The sequence below is a fragment of the Actinophytocola sp. genome (assembly GCF_035634895.1).
GTDB lineage: Bacteria > Actinomycetota > Actinomycetes > Mycobacteriales > Pseudonocardiaceae > Actinophytocola.
In genome coordinates, this window is sequence record NZ_DASQCC010000110.1 from 20,271 (window position 1) to 30,826 (window position 10,556).

Here is a 10,556-nt window from a genome sequence, read left to right on the forward strand (position 1 = left end):
TCAGTCGCGCCCTGGGATGAACGAACAACAGTTGAGGACGGATACACCGATGAACACCCTGGACGCTCTGGACGCCAAGTCGCTGCGTTCCGACATCCCGGCCTTCCGCCCGGGTGACACGCTGAAGGTCCACGTCCGAGTCATCGAGGGCTCCCGCGAGCGGGTCCAGGTGTTCAAGGGCGTCGTCATCCGCCGTCAGGGCGGTGGCATCCGCGAGACCTTCACCGTCCGCAAGATCTCCTTCGGCGTCGGCGTCGAGCGCACCTTCCCGGTGCACTCCCCGAACATCGCCAAGCTCGAGGTCGACCGCCGCGGTGACGTGCGCCGGGCCAAGCTGTACTACCTCCGTGAGCTGCGCGGCAAGGCCGCGAAGATCAAGGAGAAGCGCGAGACGGCGCCGACGGCCTGACCTGTACTTTTCACAGATCCCGGTAGCCTGGGAAGTGTGGCCAACCCCGTGCACGCTCCCATGCCTGAGGATGATCCGGAGCGCACCGATCTGATCCCGCGGGTCAGCGACCCGGCGTTCTCGTCGGCGTCGCCGCCCCTGGGTGGCACGGAGGAGAAGTCGGCCAAGTTCAAGGCCGGCAAGCATCGGCGGGCACCAAGGAAGCAGCCGCTGTGGCGTGAGCTGCTCACACTGCTGGCGATCGCGCTGGTCCTGACGTTCCTCATCCAGAACTTCCTGGGCCGCGTGTACTCCATCCCCTCTGGGTCCATGGAGCACACCCTCCACGGGTGCACCGGCTGCACGGGCGACCGCGTGCTGGTCGACAAGCTGGTCTACGACTTCCACGACCCCAAGCCGGGTGACGTGGTCGTGTTCGAGGGTCCGGACTCGTGGACCGAGAACGAACCCGTGCCGGACGCGCCCAGCAACGGGGTCGTCCGCGGCCTTCAGTGGCTCGGCTCGCTGATCGGCCTCGCACCGCCGAACGAGCGCGACTTCGTCAAGCGTGTCGTCGCCGTCGGCGGCCAGACGGTTCAGTGCTGCGACGACAAGTCACGCGTGCTGGTCGACGGCAAGCCACTCGACGAGCCGTACATCTACTGGCAGAACGGCGGGCCGGACGCGCGGCAGCGCTTCGACCCCGTGACCGTGCCCGACGGCACGCTGTGGGTCATGGGGGACAACCGAAGCGACTCCTGCGACTCGCGCTGCCAGGGCGGTGGCGGCCTGCGCGGCGTCGTGCCGATCGACAAGGTGATCGGCAAGGTGCGGTACATCGTCCTACCGCCGGGACGCTGGCGAGGCGTCGGCGATCATGACCCTCAGCCCGCCGCCGCGGCGGCGCTGAGCGCGCCGGCATGGCAGCAGGGTGCGCCCTTCGGCGTCGGCCTGCTCGTCGCGTGGCCGACATTGTGGCTGGGCCGCAGGATCAGATGGCGGCACCGGTAGTCTGCTGGAGTGGTCGACGTCGCACGCTCCGGAAACAGCAGGGACAACGAGGGCGAAGGGGACGACCCGGCTGATCAGGACAAGCCTGACGTCACGCCCGGGTCGAGCCGCAAGTCCAGGAAGAAGCAACGCTCCTTCTGGAAAGAGCTGCCCATCCTGATCGGTGTGGCCCTGCTGCTGACCCTCCTCATCCAGACCTTCATCGCGCGGGTGTTCGTGATCCCGTCCGAGTCGATGGAGGCGACCCTGCACGGATGTCCCAGCTGCTACGGCGACCGTGTGCTGGTGGACAAGCTCGTCTACACCTTCGGCGACCCGGAGCCGGGCGAGGTCGTGGTGTTCCAGCGACCCGACACCTGGAACCGCTCCGAGTTCTCGTCGAACCGATCCAGCAACGGCTTCGTGTCATGGTTGCAAGACGTCGGCGCGGCGTTCGGCCTCGCGTCGCCCAACGAGGACGACGTGGTCAAGCGGATCGTCGCGGTCGGTGGGGACACCGTCGAGTGCTGTGACGACAAGAACCGAGTGGTGGTGAACGGCAAGCCACTGGACGAGCCGTACATTCACTGGCTACCCGGCCGGAACACGCAGGACGAGTTCCCACCCATCAAGGTGCCGGAGGGCATGCTTTGGGTGTTGGGCGACAACCGCAACAACTCGTGCGACTCGCGTTGCCAGGGCGGTGGTGGCAAGAACGGCCTGGTGCCGATCGACAACGTCATCGGCAAGGTCCGTTACATCGTGCTGCCCCCGTCGAGGTGGCGAGGCGTGGGAGACCACAACCCGCAGGTGAGCGCCTCGGCCTCGGCTGCCGCGCAGGTCGTCGTGCCGGGCCTCGGCCTGGCCGCCGCGGTCCCGACCCTGTGGCTGGGCAGGCGTGTACGCAAGAGGATCAGGTCCATGGGAGCCCGCAAGTGACTTTGGCTCGGCAGGGGCGGCTGGCGTGGCTGGAGTCCAGCCCACCCCGCCCCGTCCTGAGGCGAGACGCCGGAAACTGGGCGCTGCAGACGGCACTGGACCGTCGCGGCCTCGGACCGGTGGCGGGAGTCGACGAGGCGGGTCGCGGAGCGTGTGCGGGACCCCTCGTGGTGGCGTCGTGCGTCCTTCGTCCGGGTGATGCCGCGAAGTTCGAGGGCCTGACGGACTCGAAGCTCCTGACCCCCGCGGCCCGCGACAGGATGTACGACGTGGTCCTCCGCCGCGCACAGGATTACGCGATCGTGGTAATTCCGGTGGAGGAAGTCGACCTCAAGGGCGTGCACGTCTGCAACATCGAGGGCATGCGCCGGGCCATCGCCCAACTCCGGACCCACCCGGGCTACGTGTTGATCGACGGGTTCCGCGTCCCCGGCCTGACCGCCCCGTCGATCCCGGTGATCAAGGGCGACCAGGCGGTAGCGTGTGTGGCAGCGGCATCGATCCTGGCCAAGGTGACCCGAGACCGGATCATGGCGTCGCTGCACGAAGAGCTGCCGAGGTACGGCTTCGACGAGCACAAGGGCTACTGCACGGGCGCCCACAGCGAGGCACTGATGGCACACGGCCCGAGCCATGTGCACCGATGGTCGTACGTGAACGTGGCCGCGGCCGGGATGACGCACGGTATGCGCGCGCCACACCCGGTGGCCTTGAGTGTGGCGGCGGCCGCCGTGGTCCAGAATGGTCAGATTGGGAGGCTGACAACACCCACCAGGACGCCGCAGGCCCCCGTCGACCAGGAGGAGCGCGAGACCGCATGAGCGCGGAGGATCTCGAGAAGTACGAGACCGAGATGGAGCTGCAGCTCTACCGGGAGTATCGCGACATCGTAGGCCAGTTCTCCTACGTCGTGGAGACAGAACGGCGGTTCTACCTGGCCAACGGTGTCGACGTACAGGTCCGGGACTCCGACGGCGAGGTCTACTTCGAGGTGCGGATGTCCGACGCGTGGGTGTGGGACATGTACCGGCCGGCACGGTTCGTCAAGAACGTCCGGGTGATCACCTTCAAGGACGTCAACGTCGAGGAGCTGGACAAGCCGGACCTGCGACTTCCGGAAGAGGGCCCCTTCGGCTCGTGAGTTCAACGGAAACCGCGATGCCCTCGACGGCATCGCGGTTTCCGCATGTCAGAGGCTGTTGAGCTTGCCCTCCAGCACCATTCGCTCTCGCTCGTTCCCACACAGCCGGATGGCGTGCTCGAGCTCCGCCCGTGCTTCGTCCGGCCGCCGCAGACGGCTGAGCAACTCCCCACGAACGCTGGGCAGCAGGTGCGAGTGCGCCAGCGTCCCGCCGGCCACCAGCTCGTCCACCAACGGCAGGGCGGCGGCCGGCCCGTCGGCCATGGACACCGCCACCGCCCGGTTGAGATCGACCACCGGTGACGGGGCGATCCGCCCGAGAGCCTCGTAGAGCACGACGACCCGCGCCCAGTTCGTGGTGTCGACCGAGTCGGCGACGGCATGACACTCGGCGATGGCCGCCTGCAGGCCATAGGCACCCAGCCCACGCCCGACCTGCGCCGCTCGGGTCAGGGCGGCCCGTCCCCGGCGAATCGCCGCGTGGTCCCAACGTCGACGGTCCTGGTGCTCCAGCAGGACGGGCTCCCCGTCCGGCCCGGTACGGGCCGGGAAGCGCGCCGCGGTCAGTTCCAGGAGTGCCAACAGCCCGTGCACCTCGGGCTCGTCCGGCACGAGGCGAGCCAGCACCCGCGCGAGCCGCTGCGCCTCACTGGCCAGGTCGAGCCGGATCAGGGCGTCCCCAGAGCTGGCCGTGGACCCCTCGGTGAAGATCACGTACACCACGCTGAGCACCGACCCGAGCCGCTCGGCACGGTCCTGTGCCGGCGGCATCGCGAACGGCACCCGCGCCGCCCCGAGGGTCTTCTTGGCCCGGGTGATCCGGGCCTGCACGGTGGCGGTCGGCACGAGAAACGCCCTGGCGATCTCGTCGCTGGTCAAACCGCCGACGACCCGCAGGGTGAGCGCCACCCGGGCGTCCCCGGACAGCAGGGGATGACACGCGATGAACATCAACGCGAGCACGTCGTCGTCGATCTGGTCCGGATCCCAAGGCATGTCGTCGGATGCCTCACTGTGCTCGTGTGCGAGGGTGGCGTACCGCTCACCGAGAGCGGCCCGCCGCCGGAAGGCGTCGATGGCACGCCGCCGCCCGACGGTGAGCAACCACCCCGCGGGGTTGCGGGGCACGCCGTCCCGCGGCCAGCTGACGAGCGCCTCGGCGAGCGCCTCCTGCGCGAGATCCTCGGCCAGGGCGAAGTCACCGGTGTACCGAGCCAGCGCGCCGACGATCCGCGCCGACTCGATACGCCAGACCGCGGCGACGGCGTCCCGTTTGGCGTTCACGGGTGGTCAGAGCTGGCCCGTGGCCGCACGCCAGGCGCGCTCCTTCTTGATCCACTCGTTGTCCTGGGGAAGCTCGTCGATGGACGTGACCCGGCGGATCTCACACTTGCTGCCGGGGCCGGCCATGGGCGCCCGCTTGGCCCACTCGACGGCCTCCTCCTTGGAGGCGACGTTGAGAATCCAGAAGCCACCGAAGAGCTCCTTGGTCTCGCCGTAGGGCCCGTCGGTGACGACGGGGGCCTCGGCGGAGTAGTCGACAACGACGGTGCCGGCGGCGTCGTCGAGCCCTTCGGCGGCGACCAGCACCCCGGCCCGGACCAGCTCGTCGTTGAAGCGCCCCATGGACTCGACGATCTGGTTGAAGTCGACGTTCTCGAACGCGGCGTAGGTGTCGTCGGTGGCGCGCATGATCAGCATGTACTTCACGGTTCTGTCTCCCAAGGACGTTGGAGCCCATCTCGGCCCACTCATCACGTAGGTCGAACGGCCGGTCGCACGGATCGACACACCCCCAGATCTTTTCCAAGAATCTTCTCCACCGCACGTCAGACCGCCCCCGCCCTTACCACAACCCACCGACGGACCCGCCACTGTCGATCTTGAAACGGCCGAGTTGTCCACAGCCGCACCAGTTATCCACAGTTGATCTTCATGCCGTGGCAGCGGTCGGCCGCACCCGGCAAGGTCGTGCCCATGACGACCGACATCAAGCCCTCACACCTGGTCACCGGCGCCCGCGGCGAAGCCCTCGCGGCCCGCTACCTCGAGGAACACGGCTACGTGATCCTGTCCAAGAACTGGCGATGTCCCGACGGCGAACTCGACATCGTCGCCACCGACCGCCGCATCCTGATCATCTGCGAGGTCAAGACCCGCACGAGCGACAACTACGGCAGCCCGGCCGAAGCCGTGGACAACGCCAAAGCCAGTCGCATCAGGCGGCTGGCCCACCGCTGGTGCCTCCGCAACGGCGTCGCCAACGTCACGATCCGCCACGACATCATCGCCATCGTCTGGCCGCCGGACGGCGAGCCGCGGATCAACCACCTCAGGGGCGTGCTGTGATGCCACTCGCCCGAGCGTGGTCCGCGGCGCTGTTCGGGGTCGACGGCGTAGCGGTCGAGATCGAGGCCGACATCGGCGGCGGCCGCCCACGTACCCAGATCGTCGGCCTGCCCGACGCATCCCTCAACGAGGCCAAGGAACGAGTCCGCGCCGCCGTCCGCAACAGCCAGCGCAAGTGGCCCGACGAGTTGATCACCCTCGCCCTGTCCCCAGCCGCTCTCCCGAAAGGCGGTTCGAGCTACGACGTGGCCCTCGCCTGCGCGGTACTTGTCGCCGCTGGCCTGGAACCCGCCGAACGCCTGGACAAGACCGTCCTCGTGGGCGAACTGGCTCTGGACGGCCGAATCCGCACGGTCAGGGGTGTCCTCCCCGCACTCCTGGCCGCGAAGAAGGCCTGCCTGACACGGGCGATCGTCCCGGTCCAGACGCTCCCCGAAGCCGCGCTGGTCAGCGGCCTGGAAGTCCTCGGCGCGGAACACCTCACCGAGGTACTCGGCTGGCTCCGCGGCGAGTACGACCTGCCGACGAAACCGGCCGAACACCAAACGGCGCCCCCGCCCGAGGTCCCGGACCTGGCGGACGTCATCGGCCAGCCCGAGGCCCGCTGGGCACTGGAGGTAGCCGCGGCAGGCGGCCACCACCTCCTGATGACCGGCCCGCCCGGCACCGGCAAAACCATGCTCGCGCAACGCCTTCCCGGCCTCTTACCGAGCCTGACCCACGACCAGGCCCTGGCCGTCACCGCGATCCACTCCATCGCGGGCCTTCTCGCGCCCGAGACACCGCTGGTGGCGACGCCACCGTTCATCGCGCCGCACCACACCTGCTCCGTGCCCGCACTGGTCGGCGGTGGCGTCGGTGTGGCCAAACCCGGCGCGATCAGCAAGGCACACAACGGTGTTCTGTTCCTGGACGAGGCCGCCGAGTTCGCGCCGGACCGGCTGGAAGCCCTCCGCACGGCACTGGAGGAAGGGGAGATCAGGCTGGCCCGCCGCGATGGCGTCGCGCGCTACCCGGCGGGGTTCCAACTGGTACTCGCCACCAACCCGTGCCCCTGCGCGCCGCCGAGAGAGTTCGACTGCGTCTGCTCCCCGCACGCCAAACGCAGGTACCTGGCACGACTGTCGGGACCACTGCTCGACCGAGTGGACCTCCGTGTCCGCATGCGCCCGATCACCGCACTGTCGCGAGCGGACGTCGCACACCCGGAGCCGACGGTCGCCGTCCGGTCGCGAGTCGCCAAAGCGCGGGCCAGGGCAGTCGAACGCTGGCACAAACACGGTTGGCTGACCAACGCCCAGGCACCCGGCCCGATCCTCCGGCGCGAGTTCGGCTTACCAAGGAACGTCACGGCCCTGCTCGACCGTGGCCTCGACGTCGGCGCGGTCACCGCTCGCGGCGCGGACCGTTGCCTTCGGGTGTCGTGGACCCTCGCAGACCTCGCCGAGGTCGACCAACCCACCGCCGACCACGTGGCGGCCGCCCTCGAGTTCCGCGACCGCAGGGTCGCCTAGTGTCCCGCGCCGGAAATCAGGCAACTAATTCGGCGGCCCAGCTTCCTGCTGGCGGCGTTGCCGGTTCGGCCTCGTACTGGACCGTACGTGGGCGGATCGGCAACGCCGTCTCGCCGGCCCGGCCCTCGCTGGGACGGCGCTCGCTGGGCCGCCGAGAGACCCGGCGAACGTTGGTGGACACCGCACTCGTACACACAGAAAGGAAAACGCAATGTGGCATTCCGATGACCGGGACCTCAGCATCACCGGCCGGCCGCCGATGGACAACAGGAGCCAGACCAGGTGCCCCCGCATGTACTGGCGTTCGGTGAACCCCGCGCTGCCGCCACCCGATTCGCTCACCTGCCTCGGTCGAGGGCCGGACTGCTGCGTCACCTCAGCCGTGGCCGACGTGCGGAGGGTCGCGTGACAGCACCGGCAGGGGAGGAGATCCGGCTCGCCAGGGCCTACCTGATGCGGGTCGCGGAGCCACCGGCGCTGGCCCTGCACGCGTTCGTCGACGTGGAAGGCGTGCAGGCCGCGGCCGAGCGGGTCAGGAGCGGCGACGTGCCGGCACCGGTGCGGGGCGAGACCGAGGCACGCCGAGACCGCGACCTCGCCGGCGAGGACCTCGTCGCCGCGGAGAAGGTCGGTGCCCGGCTGCTCGTCCCCGAGGACCCGGAGTGGCCGGCGTGGCAGCTGCTCTGCCTCGCATCGCCGGCCGACCGTGGCTTACGTGGCGCCGGACCACCGCTCGGGCTCTGGATCCGGGGCGAGGCGCCGGTCGCGGACGTGTTCGACCGGGCCGTCTCCGTCATCGGCGCGCGGGCGGCGACGAGCTACGGCGAGTTCGTCGCGACGGAGCTGGGGTACGGGCTGGCCAGCGTCGGCATGACGGTCGTGTCGGGCGCGGCGTACGGCGTCGACGGTGCGGCGCACCGGGGCGCGCTGAAAGCCGGCGGCGCGACGGTGGCGGTGCTCGGTTGCGGCATCGACATCCAGTACCCGGCCGGCCACAGCAGCCTGCTCGACGGCATCGCCGCCAACGGACTCGTGGTCAGCGAGTACCCGCCGACCACACACCCGGCGCGGCACCGGTTCCTGGTGCGGAACCGGCTGATCGCGGCGCTCTCGACCGCGACGGTCGTCGTCGAGGCCGGCGTGCGCAGCGGCGCCAGGAACACCGCGACGACCGCGGCGGCGTTGGGCAAGACCGTGTTGGCGGTGCCAGGACCGATCACCTCGGCGATGTCCGTCGGCTGCCATGACCTGCTGAGAACGGGGGCCGCCTCGATCGCGAGTTCGGTGCCAGAGGTCCTCGAGGCGGTCGGACCGGTCGGCGAACATCTCCGCGTGCCGGGGCACTCGTCGCGCCGGAGTACCGACGACCTGGCTGACCAGGCATTGCGGGTCCACGAGGCCTTGCGCCGCGAGACGGGCCTCGGGGCGGAGGAGGTCTCCGTGGGCTCCGGAGTGCCACTGGAACGGGTCCGTGCACTGCTACCCGAACTGGAGATCACCGGTCACGCGCAACGACACGACGACGGCTGGCGACAGGCGAAAGGAGATGATCACTGACGGGACGAATGGCGTGGCGGTACTTGACCGGCCAGGCCGAATGGCGCAGCGTCGGAACCGATGCCTACGCCACAACCACCGGTCGGACGAGCGTCCGAGCCACGCCAACGGGTCGACCTGCACCGGGTCCGGGACGAGCTGCCCGCGCGGGTCGGCGCGGCCGTGGCCGACTACGAACGGCACCTCGGGCTCGAACGCGGGCTGTCCGCGCACACGGTCCGGGCCTACGTGGCGGACGTCGTCTCGCTGCTTGGGTTCCTGCACGGGCTGCCGGTTGTCGGCGGTACGCGCAGCATCGACCGGAGCCGGGGGAGAGGTGTCGAGTCGCTCGACCTGACCGCGCTCCGGGCGTGGCTCGCCGCGCAGCGAACGGCCGGGGTGAGCCGGACGACGATGGCTCGGCGGTCGGCGGCCGCGCGGACGTTCACCGCGTGGGCGCACCGTCGCGGCCACCTCGCCACCGATCCGGGGGCGCGGCTGGCGGCGCCGCGGCCGCACCGGAAGCTGCCGTCGGTGCTGCGGCAGGACCAGGCGAGCGAGGTGCTGGAGGCGTCGAAGAAGGGCGCCGCCGAACTGGATCCGGTCGCGCTGCGTGATCACGCGCTACTGGAGCTGCTGTACGCGACGGGCATTCGCGTGTCCGAGCTGTGTGGGCTGGACATCGACGACGTCGACCTGGACACAAGGGTCGTGAGAGTACTCGGGAAGGGAGGCAAGGAGCGGACGGTGCCGTTCGGGGAACCGGCGGCCCGGGCGGTCGTGGACTGGCTTCGACGCGGCCGACCGGCCCTTACGTCTCCGGCGTCGCCCCCGGCGTTGTTGCTGGGCGTGCGTGGTGGCCGGTTCCAACCGGCCAGCGTTCGACGTATCGTGCACGAGGCGTTGGACGCAATTCCAGGTGTTCCCGTCATGGGTCCGCATGGTCTGCGTCACTCTGCTGCGACACATTTGCTCGAAGGCGGTGCCGATCTTCGTAGCGTCCAGGAACTCCTCGGTCACGCTACGCTCGCAACAACGCAGCTCTACACCCATGTGACCGTCGAACGGCTGAAGGCAATCCATGACCGAGCCCACCCCCGATCCCGATGAGCCTGGGGAAGGTTCGCGAACACGGCCGGCGCACGAAGGGAGGGTCCGAGTGAACGGCGCGCGGCGCGGAGGCGCGCACCGCACGGGGACACTCGCCCCCGAGGTGCGTGACACAGCCACGCCCACGAACGGCGCACTCCCGAGCGGCATGAACGGCACGCCCCCGAACGGCACGAACGGCGCACTCCCGAACGGCACGCCCACGAACGGGACACTCACGAACGGGACGCATCCGGACACGCGCAACGGCTCGAACGGCGCCAACGGCGCACGCACCGACACCACCGACACCACTGACACCACCGACACCACTGCCTTCGCTCCGGACGCTTACGGCGACGGTGCTTACAACGACAACATGGATGTGGACGCTGCGTCGCATGGCACAGCCCCTGGCAACGTCGCCAACGGCGGAGGTCCCTTCGCCGGCGCCTCGGCACGCCCACCCACCGGCGTCAACGGCGTCTACGCGACCAGCGGGCACGCCGGCAACGGCCATGCCGCCGACGAGCAGGTCGCCAATTGGCAGGCCAGCAACGGGCAGGCCAGCACCGGGCACAACGGCACCGGGCACAACGGCACCGGGCAC

Annotated in this window: 13 protein-coding genes; 11 read left to right on the forward strand and 2 right to left on the reverse strand. The window is 69.7% G+C overall.

The features are described from left to right. Positions 1–49: 49 nt before the first annotated feature. Genes rplS through VET29_RS15760 form a run of 5 tightly spaced genes read left to right on the forward strand, consistent with a single transcriptional unit; the run spans position 50 to position 3,458 of the window. Positions 50–409: a 50S ribosomal protein L19 gene (gene rplS / locus VET29_RS15740; RefSeq protein WP_324920671.1), complete on the forward strand. Its 360-nt coding sequence runs from the start codon at positions 50–52 to the stop codon at positions 407–409. A 36-nt stretch (positions 410–445) separates the two neighbouring features. Next, positions 446–1,399: a signal peptidase I gene (lepB, locus tag VET29_RS15745; protein WP_414636508.1), complete on the forward strand. Its 954-nt coding sequence runs from the start codon at positions 446–448 to the stop codon at positions 1,397–1,399. A 9-nt stretch (positions 1,400–1,408) separates the two neighbouring features. Next, the gene (gene lepB, locus VET29_RS15750) at positions 1,409–2,317 is read left to right on the forward strand and encodes a signal peptidase I (protein WP_324920675.1); all 909 of its coding nucleotides are present in this window, start codon (positions 1,409–1,411) and stop codon (positions 2,315–2,317) included. Between the two features lie 29 nt (positions 2,318–2,346). Further along, a complete protein-coding gene (locus VET29_RS15755; protein ID WP_414636511.1) occupies positions 2,347–3,138 on the forward strand; it encodes a ribonuclease HII in 792 nt (263 codons plus the stop codon). After that, positions 3,135–3,458, forward strand: coding sequence for a DUF2469 domain-containing protein (locus tag VET29_RS15760; RefSeq protein WP_133908662.1), 324 nt, complete (start codon positions 3,135–3,137; stop codon positions 3,456–3,458). The genes VET29_RS15755 and VET29_RS15760 overlap by 4 nt, the downstream gene beginning before the upstream one ends. Before the next feature lie 48 nt (positions 3,459–3,506). Here the strand turns inward: VET29_RS15760 and VET29_RS15765 are convergent, their stop codons facing one another. Together VET29_RS15765 and VET29_RS15770 are read right to left on the reverse strand one after the other, a co-directional pair. Continuing rightward, complete coding sequence (locus VET29_RS15765; protein WP_324920681.1) at positions 3,507–4,742, reverse strand: RNA polymerase sigma factor; 1,236 nt, start codon at positions 4,740–4,742, stop codon at positions 3,507–3,509. 6 nt (positions 4,743–4,748) lie between these two features. Next, the gene (locus VET29_RS15770) at positions 4,749–5,168 is read right to left on the reverse strand and encodes a YciI family protein (protein ID WP_324920683.1); all 420 of its coding nucleotides are present in this window, start codon (positions 5,166–5,168) and stop codon (positions 4,749–4,751) included. Positions 5,169–5,393: 225 nt separating this feature from the next. Between VET29_RS15770 and VET29_RS15775 the strand changes: the two genes are divergently transcribed. The 6 genes from VET29_RS15775 to VET29_RS15800 all read left to right on the forward strand — a co-directional run. Then, positions 5,394–5,807 carry a YraN family protein gene (locus VET29_RS15775; protein WP_414636509.1) on the forward strand — a complete coding sequence of 138 codons (414 nt, stop codon included), beginning with the start codon at positions 5,394–5,396 and terminating at the stop codon, positions 5,805–5,807. Next, positions 5,807–7,321, forward strand: coding sequence for a YifB family Mg chelatase-like AAA ATPase (locus VET29_RS15780; RefSeq protein WP_324920685.1), 1,515 nt, complete (start codon positions 5,807–5,809; stop codon positions 7,319–7,321). The genes VET29_RS15775 and VET29_RS15780 overlap by 1 nt, the downstream gene beginning before the upstream one ends. Before the next feature lie 211 nt (positions 7,322–7,532). Next, positions 7,533–7,730, forward strand: coding sequence for a hypothetical protein (locus tag VET29_RS15785; protein ID WP_324920688.1), 198 nt, complete (start codon positions 7,533–7,535; stop codon positions 7,728–7,730). Further along, positions 7,727–8,878, forward strand: coding sequence for a DNA-processing protein DprA (dprA, locus tag VET29_RS15790; protein ID WP_414636510.1), 1,152 nt, complete (start codon positions 7,727–7,729; stop codon positions 8,876–8,878). Before VET29_RS15785 ends, dprA begins: the two co-directional genes overlap by 4 nt. A 60-nt stretch (positions 8,879–8,938) precedes the next feature. Further along, complete coding sequence (locus tag VET29_RS15795; protein WP_324920690.1) at positions 8,939–9,967, forward strand: tyrosine recombinase XerC; 1,029 nt, start codon at positions 8,939–8,941, stop codon at positions 9,965–9,967. Positions 9,968–10,070: 103 nt separating this feature from the next. Next, a partial coding sequence (locus VET29_RS15800; protein ID WP_324920692.1) for a hypothetical protein occupies positions 10,071–10,556 on the forward strand: 486 nt, incomplete at its 3' end.

What these genes read in the sequence shown, in the direction of transcription:
- rplS (WP_324920671.1), top strand. Translation starts at nt 50, where the DNA reads ATGAACACCCTGGACGCTCTGGACGCCAAGTCGCTGCGTTCCGACATC.
- VET29_RS15760 (WP_133908662.1), top strand. Translation starts at nt 3,135, where the DNA reads ATGAGCGCGGAGGATCTCGAGAAGTACGAGACCGAGATGGAGCTGCAG.
- VET29_RS15775 (WP_414636509.1), top strand. Translation starts at nt 5,394, where the DNA reads ATGCCGTGGCAGCGGTCGGCCGCACCCGGCAAGGTCGTGCCCATGACG.
- VET29_RS15780 (WP_324920685.1), top strand. Translation starts at nt 5,807, where the DNA reads ATGCCACTCGCCCGAGCGTGGTCCGCGGCGCTGTTCGGGGTCGACGGC.
- VET29_RS15785 (WP_324920688.1), top strand. Translation starts at nt 7,533, where the DNA reads ATGTGGCATTCCGATGACCGGGACCTCAGCATCACCGGCCGGCCGCCG.
- VET29_RS15795 (WP_324920690.1), top strand. Translation starts at nt 8,939, where the DNA reads ATGCCTACGCCACAACCACCGGTCGGACGAGCGTCCGAGCCACGCCAA.